The organism is Noviherbaspirillum galbum (assembly GCF_010974945.1).
In the GTDB taxonomy this organism is placed as follows: domain Bacteria; phylum Pseudomonadota; class Gammaproteobacteria; order Burkholderiales; family Burkholderiaceae_D; genus Noviherbaspirillum; species Noviherbaspirillum galbum.
On record NZ_JAAIVB010000076.1, the window covers coordinates 1 to 22,469 of the forward strand.

The window sequence follows — 22,469 nt, forward strand, 5'->3', positions numbered from 1 at the left end:
CGACCAAGTCGCGCGCCGACGTGCGCCGTGAAGCCGTGCAGTCGGCCAAGGCTGGCCAGGGCGTCTACTTCGGCGGCTGATGCCGCAGCGCAGGCAGGATGAAAAAAGGGCGGCCCAGGCCGCCCTTTTCACTTCTTCCCTACCGGGGCAGGAAGCGGACCGCAGGCGTCCGCCGTAATCACCTCGGCACACCAGCATATCAACGCTGGGCCTTGTGCATCTCCATGTCCTGCTTCTTGCTGTTAAGGAAGTGCGCCCGCGGACCGCTGACCAGTTCCGGGCGGATGTTGTACTTTTCGATCAGGCGGTACAGCGTGACGCGCGACACGCCGAGCAGCGCGGCCGCCCGCGAGATCTGGTTGCGGGACTGCGAGAGCGCGCGCCGGATCATTGCGCTTTCCGCCGCGGCGCGGGCATCTTCCAGCGACATGAGCTGCAAGCCGGTCTCGCGCTCGAAGCCAAGGTCTTCCGGCTGGATGAAGCGGCCTTCGGCCATCACCGTGGCGCGCTGCACCCGGTTCACCAGTTCCCGCACGTTGCCCGGCCAGGCGTAGCTCAGCATCGCATTCATCGCTGCCTTGGAAAAGCCGCGCAGGCTCTTGTTGTGCACGCTGGCATGCTGGGTGAAGTAATGTCGCGCGATGTCTTCGATGTCCTGGCCGCGGTCCGCGAGCAAGGGCATGTCGAGCGCCACCACGTTGATTCGGTAATAGAGGTCCTCGCGGAAACGTCCCTCGTGAACCGCCTGCGCGAGGTCGGCGCGCGAACTGGCGATCAGCCGCAACGGCGCCGGGGCGTCGCCCTCCGCTCCCTGCCAGGACTGCAGGTGGCGGACCAGGCCAGCCTGCGCTTCCGCCGGCAAGTCGCCGATCTCGTCGAGGTAAAGCGTGCCGCCGCTGGCCGACGCGATGCGTCCCTCCGGACCGAACAATTCTTCCTGCACCGCCTGCGGCGCCTCGGCGCTGCAGTTGGCGACCACGAAGGGGCCGTCGCAGCGCGGCGACTGGCGATGGATGGCCCGGGCAGCGGCTTCCTTGCCCGTGCCCGAAGCGCCGGTGATCAGCACGGCCGTGTCGGTGCGGGCGATGCGCGCAACCTGCGCAAGAAGGCGCTGCATCTCGGCCGAACGTCCGACCAGCGCGGAATCCTGGAAGTCCTGGGTAGCTCCGGTATTCTGCGCCTCGCGCATGAACGCCATGCCCCAGGCGTGCCGCAATGTCAGCACGACATGTTCCGGGTCTGCCGGCAAGGTGATGAAATTGAACAGGTGGGTGGCAATGAATTGCCGCAGGCGCGGCCGGGTGATCAGGTCCTTGGAAATGAGGCCGACCCACGACATCCGGTTGTCGGTCACCGCCGCTTCCACTTTCTCCAATTCATCGAGGGCGCTTTCATCCGTCACCATCAGCAGGCCGACGCGCGCGCCAGCTTGCATGGTTCTTGCAAGGTCTTCCATCGTCGCGCAGACAACCGGCTGCATGCCATGCTGGGCCAGCGCGTCGACATACGAGGAAGAGCCCGCCGGACTGCTGCCGGGTTGCAGCACCACGACGTGTTGTTTTGCAAAAGGAGAAATTTCGGCGTCAGTCATCTGCGGTACCCCTGTGTCAAGAAGCCTTGCCGCATTGCAGGACAAGCGGACAGGCGCGGAAAGCGAACGCTGCACCTGCTGTTTCCTGGAGGGAACGGCAGATGGCAGTGATTTGCTCGACCCTAAAATGTTAGAAAGAGTTACAAGTCCAGACTGACTGTACGCCGATTCATGAGGCCGAACAATGCCATAAATTGGGTAGTTGACAGCGGTTGACCGGCTGTTTGCGCCGCATCAAATAGCGTGCGTTTGGGCGATAGGAGATTTTTTTGCCCGCCGCAAAAAGTATAAACAGCACCTATTTCCGCCAGAAACTTTCCGTTTCCAGACGGTTTTCCGCACGGATAGGATAAGTCCTCAATCCGGGAGGCCGATGGTGCACCGCCACAAGTCATGTCCCGAGGCGAGATACTTCTCTTCAAAGGGTGTCATTGGCGAATCCGGTTGCCACCGTGACACTTCGGCTGCCATGCCAGTCAGCTGTTCCAGCGCCGCCGCGCACTCATCTATGTAAATTTTCCAGTTGCTGCGGCATTCGAACGCGCCGCCGAGCGCGACCACCGTGGGAAACACGGCATGCCCATGCCACCGGCGGGACAGATGCGCCGGTTTCGGCCAGGGGTTGGGATACAGCACGTATTGCCTTTCCGGACTGATCTGGTTGCGTTGCATCAGGCGCCAGAAGTCGACGAGGTCGGCGCGCGCCAGCACCAGGTTCGCGGATGCCTCGCCTGGCCAGGCCACCTGCCGTGCCAGCCTGTCGGCGGACTGGTCCACGCCAATCACGAAATGGCCGGGGTATTGCGCGGCAAGATGCCGCGTGGAAAGTCCGACACCGCAGCCTGCATCCAGGATCAGCGGCGAAGCGCCTGCCGCGCGCCAGGCGGCGATGGCGGACTCGAAGGCAGCTTCGTTGTAGGGAGCGATGGGTTTGCGGAAACTTGAGCTCGCATGTCGGGCCACCAGCGCATGAAGATGCTCATGCACGTCGACCTGCTTGCTGTGTATCGGGCGGGAGTTGGCGAACATGATTGAAGGGTGGAATCGTCATGACGTCGTCGGCACCCACCATGGCGAAATCTACAAAGGTGCGTAGTTTGGGCAGGTGACACGGGGTGCCGTCATTGCCGCATGATACCGCGCCGGCCGGGGATTCCCGGAGCAACACTGCCCATGCCGGCGGCGCCAGCACATGGCAAACCGCCGGTAGCCGACATGCTGGCGGACCGGAATGAGAAGGAAATTGAATGGGGAGTGTGGGCGAGGCCGCCGGAGAGGTTCCTGGTGGAACGTCCAGGCGTTGCCGGGTTCGGGGTAACGGGCGACGCTAGGTTCGCCCGCCCTGCCTCAGGAATCGATCATGGCTTCCGTGCGCGCCCTCAATGCAGCGTCACGGGTTGACGCATGAGCGCGTCATATTTGCCGAGGAAGTCGTCAATCTCTTCAATGGTCGGTTCGGTTGCGATGAGATTTTCCACTTCTTCGCGGAAAGACCGGGCGAGCGTTCCACCGATGAAGATTTCGCGCTTGCCGGATTTGTCCATGATCTCGTATCCGCCAAAGCGCAAAGCTTCGCGGCCATCATCAGCCCCGAACTCCACCACGCTGTACTGCTCGCTGTTGTAGATTAGGTTCATGTTGCGCTCCTTGCTACGGTTGATGTCAGGGTCCTGCTGTTCCTGATGATGCAAAAATGGGGCCAGGCTGTCTTGTTTCAAGCGCAAAGGGAGAACATTCCTGCAGGATGCATCGGCTTACAGCGACAGATCTTGAGTCAGCTTAAGCAATTCGTCGTAGGGCGGCGCCAGAAGGAAGGCGCGCAGCGCGTCGAGGTGCCCGGTGGTCGCGGGCGCGATGAAGAGATGCTCGGGCCGCGTGCGCAGCACGCGGTTGAGGGTTACGCGCAAGGTAAGGTTGCCGGTGCAGCAGAGGCAGCCGGGCGCGATGCGCGAAACATGCAGGCGCGGCGCGGCCGCGAGCGGCGCCGGCCCGGCGGGCAAGCCTTCGAGGATCACGGCGTTATGCAGGGAAGAATCGAGCGCGGCGGCAATCGCTGCCTCGCGCGCGGCGGCGTTGCCGCCAGTCACCAGCGTGAGGGGAATCACCCTTTGCGCGCCACCTTGCCGGGCTCAACGCCAAGCTGCTTCAGCTTGCGGTAAAGGTGGGTGCGTTCGAGTCCGGTGCGTTCGGCTACCCGGGTCATGCTGCCGCCTTCGCGGACCAGGTGGTGCTCGAAGTAGGCGCGTTCGAAGGCGTCGCGCGCCTCGCGCAGCGGCAGGTCGAAGGACAGGCCGAAGCCATGCGCTTCCGGGGCCGGCGGGTGGGCCTGGGGCACCGGCATGCCTGCCGAGGGTGGGACCGCCGCCGGCGCGTGATGCTGGAGGTCGGGCGCGGCGGCTGCCACGGGACGGGCCTGGTAGACCGGCGCCGGACGTGCCGGCTCCTGGTTGCGCGTCAGGCCCTGTTGTACCGCCTTGAGCAATTTTTGCAAGGCGATCGGTTTTTCCAGGAAGTTCAGGGCGCCTATCCGGGTGGCCTCGACCGCGGTGTCGATGGTCGCGTGACCGGACATCATGATCACCGGCATGGTCAGCAAGCCGTCGCGCTGCCACTCCTTGAGCAAGGTCACGCCGTCGGTATCGGGCATCCAGATGTCGAGCAGTACCAGGTCGGGCGTTCCCTGGGCGCGCATCTCGCGCGCCTGCTGCGCGTTCTCGGCCGTCATCACCACATGGCCTTCATCGCCGAGAATCTCGGAGAGCAATTCACGGATGCCCATTTCATCATCGACTACAAGGATATTTGCCATTCGCGCACCTTACGCTTTCTTATTCGATTACTGTCGTTCTTTCCAGATGGCAGGCCCGTGTCACTGTGCAGCCAGCTTCAGCAGCAAAATGACCACTTTAGCACCGTGGCCCGCCGAGCGGTTTTTAATATCGATACGACCGCCATGCTCATCAATGATCTTCTTCACCACCGCCAGCCCGAGCCCCGTGCCCTTGGCCTTCGACGTGACATAGGGTTCGAACGCGCGGTTGAAGATCTTGGATGAAAACCCGGGACCGTTGTCGGTCACCGAAAATCTCACCGCCGTGCGCTCCTCGCCATCCGAGTCCTGGTAGTGAATGGACTCTGTCACCACCTCGACGCGCGGCGCCTCCTGCGGGTCGGGGCGCTCCGCTACCGCGTCCTGTGCATTCTGCAGCAGATTATGGATCACCTGCCGCAACTGGGTCGCGTCGCCCTTCACCAGCGGCAGGTCCGGCGCCAGCTGCGCATGAACGATCTCACGTTCGTCTCCTGCTTCGTACAAATGCAGCACTTCTTCGATCAGCGCATTGAGATTCAGTTCGGCAAGCACCGCGGGCGGCGTCTTGGCATAGTCGCGGAAGTCGTCGACCATGCGTTTCATGGCGGAAACCTGGTTGACGATGGTCCCCGTCGCCTTGGTCAGGATGGCTTCGTCGGCGCCTTCGAGCTTGTTCACGAGCTTCATCTGCAAGCGTTCCGCCGACAGCTGGATCGGCGTCAGCGGGTTCTTGATTTCGTGCGCCAGCCTGCGCGCCACCTCTCCCCACGCGATGGAGCGCTGCGCCGAAATCACATCGGAGATGTCGTCGAACACGACAACGTAACCCGTGCCGCCAGCCACCGGCAGGTGCGATCCGCGCGTCAGCAGCGTGATGCCCTGGTCGGCCGGCTGCTCGCTCTCCGCGCCGCTCCTTGGAATTTCGATCTGCTTCTGCCAGTGGAGTTCTCCGGCGCCTCCCGCCGACTGCGCGCTCTGCTCGCTGAATGCCTTCGTCACGGCGTTGGCAAGCGGTTCCAGTCCTTCGATCGCGGCCAGCGGCTGGCCGATGTGACGGTCGAAGTCGTGCTGCAGGATGCGCTCCACCGACTCATTGCAGGTCACCAAACGGAAGTGACTATCGAGAACCATCACGCCCGCCGACATGTTGGCCAGGACCGACTCGAGATAGGCCTTGGCGTTTTCCAGCTCTGTCCGGTTGCGTTCGACCGATGCCCTTGCTTCCGACAGCTGCCGGGTCATGGTGTTGAAGGACTGCGTCAGGGTGCCGAGCTCGTCGGAGGTGGGCACGATGGGGCGCGGGGAAAGGTTGCCCTCGGCCACCGCCTTGGTGCCTTCGGCCAGCACCAGCAGCGGCTTGGCGAGGTCGCCCGCGATGAGGAAGGCCGCCGCCACCGCGCCGAAGATCGCCAGCAGCAGCGTGAGGGTCAGCGTGACGATGTAGATCTTGCGCAGGCCGGAGCGCGCGAGCGACCGTTCCTGGTATTCGCTGTAGGCCACCCGCAGCGCCTCGGCATTGGCGCCGAGATGCGGCGGCACCGGTTGCAGCAATTGCAGGAAGCGCGATTCGTTCTGCAGCGAGAGGGCGCTGCTCGATGCCGGGATGGCAACCACCACTCGCAGGCGCAGGTTGCCCGCGGTGGCGGCGTCGGCTTCCGGCGCGCCGCCCGGCTTGACCTCCTGGGCCTTGTTTTCCAGCGGATCGGGGCCGCCGTCGATGGCCGAATAGCCCCGCGTCAGGCGCGCCTGGCGCAGCATCGAGGCATTGGGCAGGTCGGGCACCAGCGCGCCGAGCCGGCCGCCCACCGTGGAGATCAGCTGCCCGTTGGCGCTGACCACCGTCGCCTCGATGTTGGCGTTCTGGTCGCGCAGGCGGGAAAGCTGCGTGACCTGGGACGACTCGCTCATCTCGGACAATTCGAGCGCGGCGCTGCGCGCCTTGGCGAGCAGGTCCGCGAGCGACGCGTCGAGCGCCGTGCGGCCGAGGGTCAGCCCGGACTCCAGCGCCGATTCGACGCGCACGTCGAACCACGATTCGATCGAGCGCGACACGAATTGCACCGAGACGATGTAGATGACCGTCCCGGGCAGGATGCCGATCAGGGCGAACAGGATCACCAGCCTCGCCATCAGTCGCGAGCCGAATTCCCGCCGCTTGTAGCGCATGTAGAGGCGTTGCAGCAGCAGTCCGACGAGCGCGAGCAGGGCGACCGCCATCAGGGCGTTCAGGCCGAGCAGCCACGGGTAGTGCTGGTCGAAATACGCCGAGTTTTCCGAGGCCGACGCCAGCAGGAACAGCAGGATGCTGACGACGGCGCCGCCGACGACGAGGATGTAGCGCAGCAGGCGAGGCACTTATTCCGCCCTGAAGGTGAATTGCTTCCAGTCAGACGAGAAGCGCCAGTCGCTGTTGTTCAGCGCATTGACCTGGAAGGGTTTGGGAAGGCGGGCCACGTCGAGCCCCATGCGTACCGCGATGTTGTAGACCTCGCCGGGCTTGAGCACGCCGCGCTCGGCGATGAGCCAGCGGCCGGGCCGGCGGATCAGCGACAGGGCTTCGTCCAGCGTTTGGAAGCTGGCCTGCAATTGCCCGCCGAGGGAAGCCTGGTATTGCCGCGTGAGGGTGTTGTAGGAGATGCGCGTGGTCTGGGTGATGCTGACCACCTTTTCATTGAACCAGTACCAGCGTGGCCGCGTGACCTCGACCTCGGTGGTGAAGTAGAGCGGGATGCCGCGGCTGATCGCGTCTTCGAGGCTGCGGTTGAGTTCCAGGGAAAAACTCAGCGCCAGCTTGTAGCCGTCATCGGAATTTTCAAGGCTGGCCCGCGTGATCTCCACTTCCGCCGCCCGCGCGGACGGCAAGCCGGCGGCGGACAGGAACATTGCCGCCATTAGCCAGCCAAGGAGGAAGTGGAAGGTTCGACGAGTCACGCGGAGTGCCAGTGTGAGAGTTGCGCCATGTCGCGGGCAGCTAGCTGCGGTTTTCCCGGCTGGATCGCTGCGCGGCACGGTTTCCCTTCGTTGGGACTGTCATGTCGTTGTTCTTCCCGGTGATCGTGTTTGCAAAATACTATCAGAGCGCCGTCTTTTGGAACAGCGCGTAGAACAAGCCGTCATGATCCTCCGTGTCCTGCGACAACGGCAGGAGCTGTCCCGGCGCGTCCAGCCGGACCGCCTCCGGGGCATGCCGCGACTGGAAGGCTTCCGCCTGCAGGGCGGATTCCTGCGGCCAGACCGAGCAGGTGACGAACAGCAGCTGCCCGCCTGGCTTGAGCATGCGCCACAGGTTGTCGAGGATGGCGCGCGAGGTTTCGGCAAGATGCGGCGCATCGGTCCGGCGGCGCAGCCAGCGGATGTCGGGATGCCGTCGCACGATACCCGAGGCGGTGCACGGCACGTCGGCAAGGATGCGGTCGAAGGGTTGGCCGTCCCACCAGTCGTCCGCGCTCGCGTCACCCCGCCGCAACGTTGCCTTGAGCCCGAGGCGGTCGAGGTTTTCGGTGATGCGGGACAGCCGCTTCGGATCGCTGTCCAGCGCCAGAAGTTCCACGTCGGCGCATTCCAGCAGGTGGCCGGTCTTGCCGCCCGGCGCGGCGCAGGCGTCGAGCACGCGCATGCCGTCCGACAGGCCGAGCAGCGGGGCGGCGAGCTGGGCGGCGGCGTCCTGCACGGACACCTCGCCTTCGCTGAAGCCGGGAATCTGCGTCACCGGCAACGGCTTGTGCAGCTTCACCGCATCCGCGCCGACACGGCTGGCCGCCACGCCCGCCTGCGCCAGGCGCGCGAGGTAGTCGTCCACGGCGAGGCGGCGGCGGTTGACCCGCAGCGTCAGGGGCGGCGGCGCGTTCCCCGCCATCAGGATGGCTTCCCATTGTTCCGGATAGGCCGCGCGCGCGGTATCGATCCACCACTGCGGATAATTCCAGCGGCCCGGCAGCGTCTTGCCGGCTTGCGCCAGCAGCGAGTCGCGTTCGCGCAGCGCGCGGCGCAGGACCGCGTTCACCATGCCCTTGGCCCGGGCCAGCGCGGGATCGGCGGCAGCGGCCTCGACTGCCTGGTCGACCAGGGTGAAGGGCTCGTAGGGCGCGTCCTCCTGCAGCATCAGGGCCAGCGCGCACAGCAGCAGGCTGCGCAGCCGTGCCGGCGCGGGCGGCTTGTCGGCCAGCAGGTCGAGCATTGCCTGGCTGGTGCCGAGCTTGCGCATGGTGCGATAGGCAATGTCCTGGATGGCGCCGCGTGCCTGCGGCCACGGCACGTCGGCGAACACCTGGGACAGCGCCTGCGGCAGGGCCACGCCGGTCCTGACCAGGGTGACGGCGTCGGCGGCGCCGAGCAGGCCGTGGGCCAGCGCATCGGAGGGAAGTGAGGATGGAAACACGGGCGGCGGCGCGGAGAAAGTGACGAGGAAGGAAAGGTTCAGGAGCGGATCAGGGCCAGCCGCGCGCCCAGCGCGACGAAGGCGCCGCCGACCGCGCGCTCCAGCCACTGGCGCGCGTGCGGGCTGTGAACCGCGCGCCGCGCCAGCGTGCCGGCGAGGAAGGCCGTGCCGCTGTTCCAGACGAGGCTGATTACGGCGAACGCCACGCCGAGCACCAGGAAGGCGACGGTCTTGTGGCCGGCGTCCGCGCTGACGAATTGCGGAATGAAGGCCAGGAAAAACAGGATGACCTTGGGATTCAAAACATTGGTCAGCAAGGCCTGCAGGAAGATGGTCTTGAGCGAGCGCGCCTCGCGCACCGGTTCCGCCGCCGCGTTGGCGGGCTTGGCCAGCAGCATGCGGATGCCCATGTAGATGAGGTAGGCGCCGCCGGCCAGCTTGATGAGCGTGAACGCGGTCGCGGACGCGGCGAGCAGGGCGCTCAGGCCCAGGGCGGATGCCAGCGCGTGCACGAAGCAGCCGACGGAGATGCCGAGCGCCGAAACCAGCCCGGCGGACCGGCCCTGCGCCAGGCTGCGGCCGACGATGTAAGCGGTGTCGGGACCGGGAGTCGCGTTCAAGAGTAAAACGGCGGCAACGAAAAGGCCGAAGTCGGTAACGCCAAACAGAGTCATGGTGCGATGCGCCGGTGCCGGCGGTACAGGAAAAGCGACAAGGGAAAGCGTGATTCTAACAGGCCGCGTCAGGCCGGCGCCTGCGCCATGCTGCCCCGGGCGTCCTGCCGGGCGTTTTCCTGGGCGGCCGATCGGACCTGTTCGAGCCCGCGCACCCAGGCGAGGACGTCGTCGAACACGCGTTCCTTGCCTTTCTCGTTGAATATCTCGTGGTAGAAGTCCTGGTAGCAATGCAGGCGGTTCATGTCGGACTTGCGCAGGCGGCTGAAGAAGGCCTGGCTGCCGGCGGCATCCACCAGCCGGTCGTCGCCGGCCACGACCATCAGCGTCGGCACCGCCACGGTGGGCGCGGCCGCATGGGAAAAATCGATGGCATCCAGCATGCAGGTCAGCAGCCGCGCGGAGATCCTGCCGTGGACGAGCGGATCGGCGCGGTAGGCTTTCTCGATCGCGGGGTCGTGCGACAGGTAGCGCGCCTTGACGCCGTTGGGCGCGCCGAAGCCGGGCGCCAGCTTCTGCATCATGCCGTGCAGCGCACGCTGCACGCCCGACAGCCGCACACGCAGCGCGGGAGAAGAGAGGATCAGTCCGCCCAGCGGCGACATGCCGCCGGTGGCGTAGCGCGCGGCGAACAGTCCGCCCATGCTGTGTCCGAAGAGGACCGGGGCTTGCCCGAGGCGGGAGGCAAAGTCGTCGAACACCCGCTTGGCATCGCTCAGGATGGCGTCGTTGTCCGGCGTGTCGCCGCGCGGGCCGCCCGAACGTCCGTGTCCGCGGTGGTCATGGGCGCGCACCGACCATCCCAGCGCGTTGAAGAAGCGGGCCACGTGGGCATAGCGGCCGCCATGTTCGCCCAAGCCGTGCATGATCACCACGCCGTGGCGGGCGCCCGGCACCAGCCAGTCGCGCGCGAAAAGGGGTGTGCCGTCGGCAGCCTTCAGCCGGACCTCCTGCGCCTTGTTCTCCTGTTCCTGCCCCTGGTGTTGCCCTTGCTGCCCCGTGCTGTCGACCGTCACTACACCCCCCACAAGATGTCATTGTGCCCGCGCTGCGCCGCGCGCATCATTTCCAGCAGCGGGTAGGCGCGGGTCGCGAAGCTCACGAATTCGATCGGTTCATGTTCGTTGTCATCGCCCTGCTCGCCGTGATGCGCCATGACGTCGCGCTGCACCTCCTCGGAATGGGGGTGCAGCCTGCTCTCCGCGATTTCCGCTTCCAGCTTGACGACGGCATTCTCCATTTCCGCGGACGTGATGACGCCCCGCTTCACATCCTTGTGCAGCAGATCGAGGATGCGCTTGGCGTGTTCCTCGTACATCATGACCTCGGCTGCGGCCTTCGACTTGAAATGAACCAACATGAAGCCTCCAATAATGTCATTGATGATTAAACCATAGCATGCGCCGGGAATTTTGCTATCGGCCAAACCTCGGCTTGCGTAGTATGGGAAATGGTTTCGATAGCCAAGGTTCCCCGGCAAGCTGCGGCGTCGGGGCCGCCGTCGCCGGCAGGCTGGTTCAGCCAGGTTTGAATGACCCGAGGAAAGTTTCGGCCTGCTCCGGCGGCACGGATTGCTGTCCGCCAAGCACCACAGCCTGGTACACGCGCTGCCCGGACCGGGCGAAACGCGCATACAGCACGCGCGCCTGGCCGCCGGGGCCGGCCTGGCCGCGGGCTTCCAGTTCCACCACCGACTGGCCGTCCGCGCTCTTGTCGGTTTCGCGAACGACGGTGCCGCCGATGTTCCGCACCATGCCTTTCTTCATCGCCTCGAGCACCGCCTGCGCCTTGCCGGCATCCGGCAGTTCGGCGGTGGTGACGGCGAAGGCGGTGCCGTCCACCTCGGCGGCGGTCATGGTCATGGAAACCTGCATGCCTTCCAGGTTGACCACGCGGGTATGGGTGGCGGGCTTGCCGGGAAGCAGGACGACGAAGGGGGGCTGGCTGCCGCGGACTTCGCGCCAGTCATACTTGGGGCTGCACGCGCACAGGAAGAGCGCCAGCGCCGCGCCTGCCAGGAGGCGCCGGGGTAGAGGATGTGTCATGCCGGCATGGTACCAGCACGGGACCGGCATGCGCTATGGCACCGCCTGCGCGGCCGCGCAGGCCCGGCGCTGCGCCTGGTGGAAGGTGCGCACGCCAAGGCTGACGCCGACGCACAGCAGCGCGATGCCCGCCAGGACTTGCGGCGCCGGCATCGCGCCGCGCAGGAGGAAGGCATAGAGCAATGCCGACAGCGTCTCGAACACGATGAGCTGGCCGCCAAGCGATGTCGGCAGGCGCTGGCTGGCCTTGTTCCACAGCATCGTGCCGAGCCAGGAGGCGCACAGCCCCAGCAGCAGCATCATGCTGATGAAGATCGCCGGCCGCGGGCCCAGCGGATAGTCGTAGCTGCCGCCGCTGATGGCATCCCATACGCCGTAGCCGGCGAATCCCGCCAGCGCCAGCGGCAGCGTGGCCAGGCCTTGCGCGGTCGCCCAGGTCGACGAGCGGATCTCCGGATGCCGCTTCAGATGCCGCGCGTTCATGATGGGATACCAGGTCCAGGCCGCCACCGCGCCCACCGCGATGACGCAGCCCAGCAGGTAGTCTTGCAGGGTGCGCTTGCCGCCGGCGTGGAAATCGAGGTGCGACAGTTCGCTGGCATTCACGAGCAGCAGGCCGGCGGCAATCGCCAGCAGCGAGGGAACCAGGCGCCGCCAGGCCACCGATTCCGACGCGTGGCCGGGCTTCCAGTTGGAGCAGACGGAAATCACGAGCGGCAGGGTGCCGATCATCATGGTGGGCAGGGGCGCGTCGGCCAGCTGGATGGCGCTGGCGAGCGCCGCGTAATACAAGATGTTGCCCACCAGCGACAGCTTGAGCGCGGCGATCCAGTCGCTGCGCGTGAGCGAAAGAATGCGCTGCCGGTCCAGCCAGGCAGGCACCAGCACGATCAGGCCGAAGCCGAGATAGCGCCCGAAGGACAGCACCGTGCCGGGATAGTCGCCCAGCACCAGCGGCGTGATGAAAACGAGGCCCCAGAGGAGCCCGGCGCCCAAGGCGCAGAGAAAACCGGTCAGCATGGCAATGGCAAGAAGAATCCGAAAACACGCAAGGCGTGCCCGGATTATGGCCGGGCGCGGATGCCGGGTCTTGTACCGATTTGCTGTTGATACTGCGCCGGCGTGACGCCATAGGAGCGCTTGAACCAGCGGTTCAGGTGGCTCTGGTCGGTCATTCCCGACGCCGCCGCTACATCGGAGGGAGGGATGCGGCGCGACAGCAGCGCCTTGGCCCGCGCCGCCCGCCTTGCCTGCACGTATTGATGCGGCGTGGCGTGGAAGGCGGCGGTGAAGACCCGGACGAAGTGAAACACCGACAACCCGGCTTCGCCGGCGAGCCTGTCCACGCTCAGGGTCTGGTCGAGTTCGGCTTCGATGCAGTCGAGCACCCGTTGCATGGATGCCATGCGCCGCGCCTGCTGCGCCGACATGGGCATCCGTAGCCGCGCATTGCGCCCGTAGCGCGCGACCACCGCATCCACCAGCGTGGTGAACTCAGACAGGAAGGAGAGATCGTCCGGTGCGTGCCACATGCGCCGGAACACCTTGCGGTAGGCGTCGGCGATGAGGGGATCATGCACCGCGGCGTCCGGGAAGAAGGATTCCGAGCCGGTCATGCGCCGCATGGTGTCCGGCTCGATGTACAGCATCTGGTAGGTCCAGCCGGCATCGATTTCCGCCTGGCCGGTGTGCAATTCGTCGGGATTCAGCAGCACCAGGGTGCCGGCGGGGGCGAGATGTTCCGCGCCCTGGTAGCGGAAGCGTTCCACCCCGGTTTCGATCGCGCCTACCGAATAGCCATCGTGCGCATGGGGCGCGAAGGCATGGTTGACGAGGCGCGCGGAAAACAGCTCCACGCCCGGCAGGTGCGGGCTGGCCTTGAAGGTGACGAATTCGCTGGGGTGATCGAACATGGTCCCCACATGATACCGGCTCGGGCGCAATGGCGGGCACCAGCCCGAGGGGTCATTGTTCGCGCAGCGCCCGCCGGTACTGGATGGCTTCCGACACCTCGGCCGCGCCTACCCGCGTTTCGCCGGCCAGGTCGGCGATGGTGCGCGCCACCTTGAGTACGCGGTGGTAGGCGCGGGCGGACCAGTTCAGCCGGGTCATGGCCTGGCGCAGCAGCTGCTCGGCGGCGTAGTCCGGCCGGCATTGCGCGTCGATCTCGGCGGTGCCCAGCGCATGGTTGGCCTTGCCCTGCCGCGCCAGCTGGCGCTGGCGGGCGGCGTCGACGCGTCCGGCTATGCGGGCGGACGGCTCTCCGTCGGCCTGCTGGAGCAATTCCTCGTGGGGCAGGGCGCTCACCAGGATCTGCATGTCGATGCGGTCCAGCAACGGGCCCGAGAGCTTGCCCTGGTAGCGGCCGACCTGCTCCGGCGTGCAGCGGCACTTGTTGGCCGGATGGCCGAGGTAGCCGCAGGGGCAGGGGTTCATCGCGGCGATCAACTGGAAGCGGGCCGGAAAGTCGGCCTGCTTGCCGGCGCGGGAGATGGTGATGTGGCCGGACTCGAGGGGTTCGCGCAAGACTTCCAGCACGCGACGGTCGAATTCGGGCAACTCATCCAGGAACAGGACCCCGCGGTGCGCCAGGGAAATCTCCCCCGGCCGGGGGCTGCCGCCACCGCCCACCAGCGCCACGCCCGAGGCGGTGTGGTGCGGCGAACGGTAGGGCCGCACTTTCCAGCGTGAAAAGCAGAAGCCGCTGGTCAGCGACTGCACCGCGGCGGATTCGAGGGCCTCGTCGTCGGTCATGGACGGGAGGATGCCGGGGAAGCGGGACGCCAGCATGGACTTGCCGGTGCCCGGCGGTCCGACCAGGAGCACGCTGTGGCCACCCGCCGCGGCCACCTCGAGGGCGCGCTTGGCGCGGGCCTGGCCTTTCACGTCGGTGAAGTCGGGATGGCAGGCGCGGGCCGGCAGCGGCGCCGCCTCGTGCCGGGGCAAGCGCGTCTGTGCGTCGCGCGCGGCGAAGTGGGCGCAAACAGCCAATAGCGAATCGGCGGGATGGATGCGCGCGTCGGCCACCAGCGCCGCTTCATCGGCATTGGCGCGCGGCAGGATGAAGGCGCGCTGCCCGCCGCCCGCTGCCGGGGATCGGTGCATCGCGTAGGTCATGGCCAGCGCGCCGCGGATGGGCCGCAACGCGCCGGACAGCGACAGCTCGCCGGCGAATTCGTAGTCATTGAGCGCGTCGCCGGGCATCTGGCCGGAGGCGGCAAGGATGCCCAGGGCGATCGGCAGGTCGAAGCGGCCGGATTCCTTGGGCAGTTCTGCCGGCGCGAGGTTGACGGTGATGCGCCGGGCCGGAAACTCGAACCCGGCGTTCTGCAGCGCCGCCCTGACCCTGTCCTTGGATTCCTTCACCTCGGTGTCGGGCAGGCCGACGATGGTGAAGGAGGGGATGCCGTTCGCCAGATGCACTTCCACGGTGACTTCCGGCGCCTGCATGCCGGCCAGCGCGCGGCTCTTCAGAACGGCAAGGCTCATCGGTCAATCTGGCATCCGGTCATTCGGGTTTCCTGGACTGCGCCTCCAGCTCGGCCACGCGGGCTTCGAGCGCTTCCAGCTTGGCGCGGGTCTTGGCCAGGACCTGGGTCTGGATGTCGAATTCCTCGCGGGTGACTAGGTCGAGCTTGGAGAAGCTCTGGGTCATGAAGGCCTTGACGTTCTTCTCGATGTCCTTCGCCGGCGAGTTTTCCAGCACCTGGTTGATCTTGGCCTGGAGGTCGTTGAAGAAGTTGTTGGCGGAGTTGTTCATGGTGGAAATCCTTGTTCGGTCCGAAAACGGGCGCACGATGAAAGTGCGTTCCATGGTGGTGCGCTTCAAAGTGGTGCGTATTCGATGGCGCATGGTGCGAACGGCGAGCCGATGGTGCACCAAAGCGGCAAAAAATTGAAAAACAATTAACGAATACTGTCAGGAAAAAGGGTGGCATGAGTTCTGCTATTGCCCCTTCCGTGCGTATTAGATCGCATTTCCGACACACCATCCACAAACAACAGGGATCCGCCATGAAAAAAATCATTCTTGCCTCCGCTGTCTTTGCTGCCTTCGCCGGCTCCATGGCTTACGCGGAAGAACAGAAGCCCGAGCACGAGGTAAGCTTCAATGCCACGCTGATCAGCGACTACCGCTATCGCGGCATTTCGCAGACCCGCCTGCAGCCGGCTCTGCAAGGTGGCGCCGACTATACGCACAACCCGAGCGGCTTCTACCTCGGCACCTGGCTGTCGACCATCAAGTGGACCAAGGACGCGGGCGGCGGCGGCGACGTCGAGTGGGACATCTACGGCGGCAAGCGCGGCGAGATCGTCCCGGGCGTGTCCTACGACGTCGGCGTGCTGAACTACGTCTATCCGTCCAACGGCCTGAACCCCAGCGCCAACACTTCCGAGATCTACGGCCAGGTCGGCTACGGCCCCGCCTACATCAAGTATTCGCACTCGCTGACCAACCTGTTCGGCTTCGCTGACAGCAAGGGCAGCGGCTACCTCGACATCGGCGCCAACGTCGACGTCGCCGAAGGCCTGCAGCTCAACCTGCACGCCGGCCACCAGCGCGTCAAGAACAACGGCGCAGCCAGCTACACCGACTGGAAGGTCGGCCTGACCAAGGACTTCGGCGTGGTTTCCGGCGCCATCGCCCTGGTAGGCACCGACACCAAGACCTACGTCGGACCGGCGCCCGACAACAAGAACCTGGGCAAGAACGCCCTCGTCGTCTCCATCGGCAAAACCTTTTAATTCGAGGCCATCATGAAACTGATCACTGCGATCATCAAGCCATTCAAGCTCGACGAGGTGCGTGAAGCCTTGTCGGCGATCGGCGTGCAGGGCATCACCGTCACCGAAGTCAAGGGCTTCGGCCGCCAGAAAGGCCACACCGAGCTTTACCGCGGCGCCGAGTACGTTGTCGACTTCCTGCCCAAGACCAAGATCGAGGCTGCCGTGGACGATGCCATCGTCGACCGCGCCATCGAAGCCATCGAAGGCGCGGCCCGCACCGGCAAGATCGGCGACGGCAAGATTTTCGTGTACGACCTGCAGCAGGTCGTTCGTATTCGTACCGGCGAAACCGGCAAAGACGCCCTCTAAGGAGACGATGATGAAAACCACCCTTACGCGCTTCATCGCGGCCGGCGCCCTGCTGTTCGCGGTAGGCTTCTCGCTGCCCGGCGTGGCGGCTGACGCGCCCGCTTCGGCGCCGGCAGCCTCCGCACCGGCGGCTTCAGCGGCAGTTCCCGCCGCCAGCGATGCGGCATCCACCCCGGCGCCCGCAGCCGCCGCTCCTGCAGCATCCGCACCGGCAGCCGCAGCACCCGCCGCCGCCGCTCCCGCCACGCCCGCGGCCGCGCCAGCACCCGTTCCCAACAAGGGCGATACCGCCTGGATGCTGGTCGCGACCGTGCTCGTCATCCTCATGACGATCCCGGGCCTGGCCCTGTTCTACGGCGGCCTGGTCCGTTCCAAGAACATGCTCTCGATCCTGATGCAGGTGTTCGTGATCTTCTCGCTGATCCTGGTGCTGTGGGCCGTCTACGGCTACTCGCTGGCGTTCACGGAAGGCGGCAGCTTCATCGGTTCCTTCGACCGCCTGTTCCTGAAGGGCATCACGCCGGACACCGTCGCTGCGACCTTCAGCAAGGGCGTGGTCATCCCGGAATACGCCTTCGCGGCTTTCCAGGCAACCTTCGCGGCCATCACCTGCGGCCTGATCGTCGGTGCATTCGCCGAGCGCGCCAAGTTCTCTGCCGTGCTGCTGTTCATCGTGCTCTGGTTCACGTTCTCCTACCTGCCGATCGCCCACATGGTCTGGTTCTGGCCCGGTCCTGACGCCTTCGTCGACCAGGCAGCCGCCGACAAGGCGACCGCCGCGTCGGGCTGGCTGTTTGCCAAGGGCGCGCTCGACTTCGCCGGCGGCACCGTGGTGCACATCAACGCCGCCGTTGCCGGCCTGGTGGGCGCCTACGTGATCGGCAAGCGCGTCGGCTACGGCCGTGAATCGATGGCGCCGCACTCGCTGACGCTGACCATGGTTGGCGCTTCCCTGCTGTGGGTGGGCTGGTTCGGCTTCAACGCCGGCTCCGCGCTGGAAGCCAACGGCACCGCCGCGCTGGCCTTCGTCAACACCCTGTTCGCCACCGCCGCTGCCACCCTGTCGTGGACCTTCGCCGAGTGGATGGGCAAGGGCAAGCCCTCGATGCTGGGTGCCGCTTCCGGCGCCGTTGCTGGCCTGGTTGCCATCACCCCGGCCGCCGGCTTCGTCGGCCCGATGGGCGCGATCGTCCTCGGCCTGCTGGCTGGCGTGCTCTGCCTCTGGGGCGTCAACGGTCTCAAGCGCGTACTCGGCGCCGACGACTCGCTGGACGTGTTCGGCGTGCATGGCGTGGGCGGCATCCTCGGCGCCCTGCTGACCGGCGTGTTCGCATCGCCTTCCCTGGGTGGCACCGGCATCTACGACTACGTCGCCAACAAGGTCGCGCCGGATTATTCCATCGCCGGCCAGGTCTGGATCCAGCTGCAAGGCGTCCTGACCACGCTGGTGTGGTCCGGCATCGTCGCCTTCGTGGCATTCAAGCTGGTCGACCTGGTGATCGGCCTGCGCGTTGCGGAAGAAGAAGAGCGCGAAGGCCTCGACATCTCCAGCCACGGCGAGTCGGCTTACCACTCCTGATCGAAAGGATGTTCCCCGCTTGCGGGGAACAAATAAAAAGCGCCCTGCGGGGCGCTTTTTTCATGGCTGCGGCCGAACTGCCTCAAGCCACGCCGTACCTGCCCCGGTAAGCCGCCACCGCATCCTTGAATTGTGCCAAGTCCTTGCTCGATCCCGCCGACAGATACTCCAGCAGGTCGTTCAGGTTGCCGATGGACAGCACCGGCATGCCATAGGCCTTGGTCACTTCCTGCACCGCCGAACCTTCCGACAGCGCGCCGTCCTTGCCTGACTTTTCCATGCGGTCGAGCGCGATCAGCACCGCGCAAGGGGTCGCGCCGGCGCCGCGGATGAGTTCGACCGATTCGCGCACCGAGGTGCCGGCGGAAATCACGTCGTCGATGATCACCACGCGGCCTTCCAGCTTCGCGCCGACCAGCGTGCCGCCTTCGCCATGGTCCTTGGCTTCCTTGCGGTTGTAGGCGAAGGCGACGTTGCGGCCGCGCCTGGCCAGCGCCACGGCGGTGGCGGACGCCAGGGTGATGCCCTTGTAGGCCGGGCCGAACAGCATGTCGAACTCGACGCCGGACTCGAGCAGCGTCTGGGCGTAGTAATCGGCGAGCCTGCCGAGCACGTCGCCGTTGTTGAACAGGCCGGCATTGAAGAAATAGGGCGAGGTGCGCCCGGCCTTGGTGACGAATTCTCCGAACTTCAAGACGCCCGCCTCGACGGCGAAGGCAATGAATTCCTGGCGTAGCTGGCTCACGGTAAGCTTCCTTGTGCAGATGATGATGGCGAATCGGGGGAATGTTGCTGGCGCGGCAAAAGCGGCCAAGCCGCCATTGTACCCGCCGCCCGCCAGCGCCCGGATCGGGTATGCTTTCGGCTTTGGTTTTTCCCCGGTCAATCCACCATGCTGAAGATCATTTCCGCCAACCTCAACGGCATCCGCTCCGCATCCAAGAAAGGCTTCTTCGAGTGGATGGACAAGCAGCAGGCCGACTTCGTCTGCATGCAGGAACTCAAGGCCCAGGCCGCCGACATGACGTCCGATTTCCTCGCGCCGCACGGTTTGAAAGGCAATTTCCATTACGCCGAAAAGAAAGGCTACTCCGGCGTGGGCGTGTACTCGCGCCATGAGCCGGATGCGGTGCAGGTCGGTTTCGGCTGCACCGAGTTCGACGCGGAAGGCCGCTACGTGCAGTGCGATTTCGGCAAGCTCAGCGTGATCTCGGTGTATTGCCCGTCAGGCTCGTCGAGCGAGGAACGGCAGCAGGCGAAGTTCCGCTTCATGGAGGTCTTCCTGCCGCACCTGCTCGAACTGCGCGCGAAAGGGCGCGAAGTCGTGCTGTGCGGCGACTGGAACATCGCGCACAAGGAAATCGACCTGAAGAACTGGAAGAGCAACCAGAAGAACAGCGGCTTCCTGCCGGAAGAGCGCGCCTGGCTGACGAGCGTGCTCGATGCCGGCTGGGTGGACGTGTACCGCCGCCTGCATCCCGAGACGACCGCTGAGGCCTATACCTGGTGGAGCAACCGCGGCCAGGCCTGGGCCAACAACGTCGGATGGCGCATCGATTACCACGTCTCCACGCCGGAACTGGCGAGCCACGCGAGCGCCGCGGCCATCTACAAGGATGAGCGCTTTTCGGATCATGCGCCGCTGACGATTCATTATGACGGCGCGTCGCGGTTCATGAAGGGGTAGATGGCGGAGTGAAGGGATTCCCGCCTGCGCGGGGATGACAGACGATGTTTTACCGGATGTAGGCAAGGCCGATTTCCTTCCTTCCACTTCTGCCATTCCCGCGCAGGCGGGAATCCCGTTTCAACCTTTCACCTCACCGGCGCGATCGCCTTCACATTGCTCTGGTAAGGCGGCAGCGCCTCCACCGCTTCCCCCTTCGCCTTCGCGTACAGCGGCAACACTTCGGGCAGGTGCTTCCGGATCTCGGCGATGCGGTTCTTGCCCGCCGGGTGGGTGGAAAACCATTGCGGCGGCGCATTCTTGCTGACGATGCCCATCTTCTGCCAGAGCGCGACGCCGGCGCGCGGATCGAAACCGGCGCGGGCGGCGATGTCGAGGCCGACCAGGTCAGCTTCCGTCTCGTCGGAACGGGAAAAGCTCAGCGTCATCAGGTTGGCGCCGAAGCCGGTCACGGTGTCGGTGACGCTCGGGTGGATGCCGAACACGGCCGACAATCCGAAACTCGCGATCTTCGCCCCGATGTTGGTGGCGCCCTGCTTGGCCATGCGCTCGCGGCCGTGTTCGCGCAGCGCGTGCGCGATTTCATGGCCCATCACGATGGCGATCTCGTCGTCGGTCAACTTCAACTCATTGAGCAGTCCGCTGAAGAATGCGATCTTGCCACCGGGCATGCAGAACGCATTGATTTCCTTCGAGCCGATGAGGTTGACCTCCCACTTCCACTGCGCGGCGCGCTGGTTCCAGCGGGTGGCTTCGGGAATGATGCGCTTGGCGATGGCGCGCAGGCGCTGCACCTGGGGATGATTTTCCGGCGCGAGCGCGCCCTTGGTACTGGCCTGCCGGGTCAGCGCGGCGTATTGCGCCTGGGCCATGGATTCGAGTTTTTCCTCGGGCACCAGCTTGCGCCAGGCCGACATCTCGTCGACCTGCACGCCGTCGCTGGCGCCGGCGGCCTTGTCCTTGGCCATGGCCGGCATGACCGGCATGGCCAGGGACAGGCAAAGCAGCACTGCGGCGTAACGCGTCATGGGGCCTCCGGGATCAGCCGGCGCCCCGGCGGCCTCAGCGGCTTTCCTTCCAGGGCGCGATCTTGGGAAGCATCATCATACCGGGAATGGTAAGCAGGAAGCAGATGATGAAGAACCAGAACCAGCCGGTGCCGGCGACGATGTAGCCCGCCATGGAATTGATGAAGGTGCGCGGCACGGCGGCCAGGCTGGAGAAGAGCGCGTACTGCGTGGCGGTGTAGCGCGGATCGGTCTCGCGCGAAATGTACGCCACGAAGGCCGCCGAGCCGAGCCCGAGGCTGCCGAAGGCCTCGAAGCCGATGGCCGCGCCGAGCAGGACCGGGTTCGGCCCCGACACCGCCAGCCAGGCGAAGCCGAAGATCGCCACCGCCTGGATCACGCCGAAGACCCACAGCGCCCGGTTGATGCCCAGCTTCACCATCCACACGCCGCCGACGATGCCGCCGGCGATGCTGGCCCATAGTCCGGTGGTCTTGGCGATCACGCCGATCTGCGTCATGGTGAAGCCGACGTCGAGATAGAACTTGGTCGACAGCGCGGTCGCCATGCTGTCGCCGAGCTTGAACAGGAAGATGAAGCCCAGCACCCACAGCGCCTTGTTCCAGCCGTCGCGCGCGATGAATTCCTTGAACGGCAGCACCACCGCGTCGCGGATGCTCTTCGGCGGCGCGCCGTAGACTTGCGGCTCGCGGACCAGCAGGGTGCAGAACAGGCCGGGCAGCATGAAGGCGGCGGTCACCCAGAACACGCCCTGCCACGGCATGCGGTCGGCAAGGATGAGCGACAGCGAACCCGGCACGAGGCCGGCGAGCTTGTAGGCGTTTACGTGCAGCGCCGCGCCCAGGCCCTGCTCGTTGTCGGGGAGGATCTCGCGCCGGTAGGCATCGATCACAATGTCCTGGCTGGCGGACAGGAAGGCGATCACCGACGCCATGATGGCGATTCTTGCCACGTCGGTCAGCGGGTCGAGACCGCCAAGGTAGCCGATGGCGATGAAGAGCGCGAACTGCGTCAGCGCCATCCAGCCGCGCCGGCGTCCCATCGTGGGAAAGCTGAAGCGGTCCATCAGCGGCGACCACAGGAACTTCCAGGTGTAGGGGAACATCACCAGCGCGAACAGGCCCAGCGCCTTGACGTTCAGGCCGGACGTGGCGAGCCAGGCTTGCAGCAGATTCAGCAGGATGAACAGCGGCAGGCCGGAGCTGAAGCCGAGGAACAGGATGGCGAGCATGCGGCGGTTGAAGAAGGCTTGCCAGCCGGAGGGAGTAGGTTGCGCGGCGGGTTTTTCCGGTGCCGGGACGGGGCCTTGCGCGGGTTTCGCTGCGATGATGTCTTCGTTGTCTGTTTTCATGCGGTCAGGGCCGGGGGTAATGGGTCACTGCGCCATACTTACTCTTTCCCCTTCAAGGGGAAGGTTGGGATGGGGATGGGTTTCGGTGGCGATCAAAGAAAAGCATCCAAATCATTGTCGAAGTTGATACTGTTCTTCGATCATGCTGGAAACCCATCCCCACTCCCGCCCTCCCCTTGGAGGTGAAGGAGTAGAGGAGCCGACCCTCACCTTGCAAGGGAGGGAAT

24 protein-coding genes are annotated in these 22,469 nt (G+C 65.5%); 5 read left to right on the forward strand and 19 right to left on the reverse strand.

The genetic code is table 11. The annotated features are described in order from the left end of the window. Nucleotides 1-199: 199 nt before the first annotated feature. The 16 genes from G3574_RS22375 to G3574_RS22450 form a co-directional block, all read right to left on the reverse strand. A complete protein-coding gene (locus G3574_RS22375; RefSeq protein ID WP_163967771.1) occupies nucleotides 200-1,591 on the reverse strand; it encodes a sigma-54 dependent transcriptional regulator in 1,392 nt (463 codons plus the stop codon). A gap of 357 nt (nucleotides 1,592-1,948) precedes the next feature. After that, the gene (gene trmB / locus G3574_RS22380) at nucleotides 1,949-2,620 is read right to left on the reverse strand and encodes a tRNA (guanine(46)-N(7))-methyltransferase TrmB (protein ID WP_163967772.1); all 672 of its coding nucleotides are present in this window, start codon (nucleotides 2,618-2,620) and stop codon (nucleotides 1,949-1,951) included. A 350-nt stretch (nucleotides 2,621-2,970) separates the two neighbouring features. Beyond that, complete coding sequence (locus G3574_RS22385) at nucleotides 2,971-3,228, reverse strand: BTH_I0359 family protein (protein ID WP_163967773.1); 258 nt, start codon at nucleotides 3,226-3,228, stop codon at nucleotides 2,971-2,973. Nucleotides 3,229-3,345: 117 nt separating this feature from the next. Next, nucleotides 3,346-3,696: a GTPase gene (locus G3574_RS22390; protein WP_163967774.1), complete on the reverse strand. Its 351-nt coding sequence runs from the start codon at nucleotides 3,694-3,696 to the stop codon at nucleotides 3,346-3,348. Beyond that, nucleotides 3,693-4,400, reverse strand: coding sequence for a response regulator (locus G3574_RS22395; protein WP_163967775.1), 708 nt, complete (start codon nucleotides 4,398-4,400; stop codon nucleotides 3,693-3,695). Before G3574_RS22395 ends, G3574_RS22390 begins: the two co-directional genes overlap by 4 nt. Nucleotides 4,401-4,460: 60 nt before the next feature. Then, nucleotides 4,461-6,758, reverse strand: coding sequence for a sensor histidine kinase (locus G3574_RS22400; protein ID WP_163967776.1), 2,298 nt, complete (start codon nucleotides 6,756-6,758; stop codon nucleotides 4,461-4,463). After that, entirely contained in the window at nucleotides 6,759-7,334 is a 576-nt protein-coding gene (locus G3574_RS22405; RefSeq protein WP_407941695.1) for a DUF4390 domain-containing protein, read from the reverse strand. It lies immediately after the preceding gene. Nucleotides 7,335-7,476: 142 nt separating this feature from the next. Continuing rightward, the gene (rsmB, locus tag G3574_RS22410; protein WP_163967777.1) at nucleotides 7,477-8,781 is read right to left on the reverse strand and encodes a 16S rRNA (cytosine(967)-C(5))-methyltransferase RsmB; all 1,305 of its coding nucleotides are present in this window, start codon (nucleotides 8,779-8,781) and stop codon (nucleotides 7,477-7,479) included. A gap of 38 nt (nucleotides 8,782-8,819) precedes the next feature. After that, entirely contained in the window at nucleotides 8,820-9,449 is a 630-nt protein-coding gene (locus G3574_RS22415; protein WP_163967805.1) for a LysE family translocator, read from the reverse strand. 74 nt (nucleotides 9,450-9,523) lie between these two features. Beyond that, complete coding sequence (locus G3574_RS22420; RefSeq protein WP_328804836.1) at nucleotides 9,524-10,471, reverse strand: alpha/beta hydrolase; 948 nt, start codon at nucleotides 10,469-10,471, stop codon at nucleotides 9,524-9,526. Beyond that, the gene (locus tag G3574_RS22425) at nucleotides 10,471-10,815 is read right to left on the reverse strand and encodes a DUF1840 domain-containing protein (RefSeq protein ID WP_163967778.1); all 345 of its coding nucleotides are present in this window, start codon (nucleotides 10,813-10,815) and stop codon (nucleotides 10,471-10,473) included. The genes G3574_RS22420 and G3574_RS22425 overlap by 1 nt, the downstream gene beginning before the upstream one ends. A gap of 157 nt (nucleotides 10,816-10,972) precedes the next feature. Then, nucleotides 10,973-11,500 (reverse strand): hypothetical protein, encoded by a 528-nt coding sequence (locus G3574_RS22430; RefSeq protein ID WP_163967779.1) that lies wholly within the window; start codon nucleotides 11,498-11,500, stop codon nucleotides 10,973-10,975. A gap of 33 nt (nucleotides 11,501-11,533) precedes the next feature. Continuing rightward, nucleotides 11,534-12,520 carry a DMT family transporter gene (locus G3574_RS22435; protein WP_163967780.1) on the reverse strand — a complete coding sequence of 329 codons (987 nt, stop codon included), beginning with the start codon at nucleotides 12,518-12,520 and terminating at the stop codon, nucleotides 11,534-11,536. A 44-nt stretch (nucleotides 12,521-12,564) separates the two neighbouring features. After that, on the reverse strand, nucleotides 12,565-13,413 hold the full coding sequence (locus G3574_RS22440; protein ID WP_163967781.1) for an AraC family transcriptional regulator: 849 nt from the start codon (nucleotides 13,411-13,413) through the stop codon (nucleotides 12,565-12,567). A gap of 52 nt (nucleotides 13,414-13,465) precedes the next feature. After that, entirely contained in the window at nucleotides 13,466-14,989 is a 1,524-nt protein-coding gene (locus G3574_RS22445; RefSeq protein WP_163967782.1) for a YifB family Mg chelatase-like AAA ATPase, read from the reverse strand. A gap of 19 nt (nucleotides 14,990-15,008) precedes the next feature. Further along, complete coding sequence (locus G3574_RS22450; protein ID WP_163967783.1) at nucleotides 15,009-15,260, reverse strand: accessory factor UbiK family protein; 252 nt, start codon at nucleotides 15,258-15,260, stop codon at nucleotides 15,009-15,011. Between G3574_RS22450 and G3574_RS22455 the strand changes: the two genes are divergently transcribed. From G3574_RS22455 to G3574_RS22470, 4 genes are all read left to right on the forward strand, one after another. Continuing rightward, on the forward strand, nucleotides 15,259-15,399 hold the full coding sequence (locus G3574_RS22455; RefSeq protein WP_163967784.1) for a hypothetical protein: 141 nt from the start codon (nucleotides 15,259-15,261) through the stop codon (nucleotides 15,397-15,399). The two genes, G3574_RS22450 and G3574_RS22455, sit on opposite strands and share 2 nt — an antisense overlap. A 115-nt stretch (nucleotides 15,400-15,514) precedes the next feature. After that, a complete protein-coding gene (locus G3574_RS22460) occupies nucleotides 15,515-16,246 on the forward strand; it encodes a TorF family putative porin (protein WP_163967785.1) in 732 nt (243 codons plus the stop codon). Between the two features lie 12 nt (nucleotides 16,247-16,258). Next, nucleotides 16,259-16,597: a P-II family nitrogen regulator gene (locus G3574_RS22465; RefSeq protein WP_163967786.1), complete on the forward strand. Its 339-nt coding sequence runs from the start codon at nucleotides 16,259-16,261 to the stop codon at nucleotides 16,595-16,597. Between the two features lie 10 nt (nucleotides 16,598-16,607). Continuing rightward, on the forward strand, nucleotides 16,608-18,176 hold the full coding sequence (locus tag G3574_RS22470; RefSeq protein WP_163967787.1) for an ammonium transporter: 1,569 nt from the start codon (nucleotides 16,608-16,610) through the stop codon (nucleotides 18,174-18,176). Nucleotides 18,177-18,258: 82 nt separating this feature from the next. Here the strand turns inward: G3574_RS22470 and pyrE are convergent, their stop codons facing one another. Next, nucleotides 18,259-18,921: an orotate phosphoribosyltransferase gene (gene pyrE, locus G3574_RS22475; RefSeq protein ID WP_163967788.1), complete on the reverse strand. Its 663-nt coding sequence runs from the start codon at nucleotides 18,919-18,921 to the stop codon at nucleotides 18,259-18,261. A 147-nt stretch (nucleotides 18,922-19,068) separates the two neighbouring features. Here pyrE and G3574_RS22480 point away from each other — a divergent pair, with 147 nt between their 5' ends. After that, a complete protein-coding gene (locus G3574_RS22480; protein WP_163967789.1) occupies nucleotides 19,069-19,863 on the forward strand; it encodes an exodeoxyribonuclease III in 795 nt (264 codons plus the stop codon). A gap of 128 nt (nucleotides 19,864-19,991) precedes the next feature. Here the strand turns inward: G3574_RS22480 and G3574_RS22485 are convergent, their stop codons facing one another. Beyond that, nucleotides 19,992-20,891 (reverse strand): M48 family metallopeptidase, encoded by a 900-nt coding sequence (locus G3574_RS22485; protein ID WP_163967790.1) that lies wholly within the window; start codon nucleotides 20,889-20,891, stop codon nucleotides 19,992-19,994. A 34-nt stretch (nucleotides 20,892-20,925) separates the two neighbouring features. Beyond that, nucleotides 20,926-22,242, reverse strand: coding sequence for an AmpG family muropeptide MFS transporter (locus G3574_RS22490; protein ID WP_407941696.1), 1,317 nt, complete (start codon nucleotides 22,240-22,242; stop codon nucleotides 20,926-20,928). Nucleotides 22,243-22,469 lie beyond the last annotated feature (227 nt).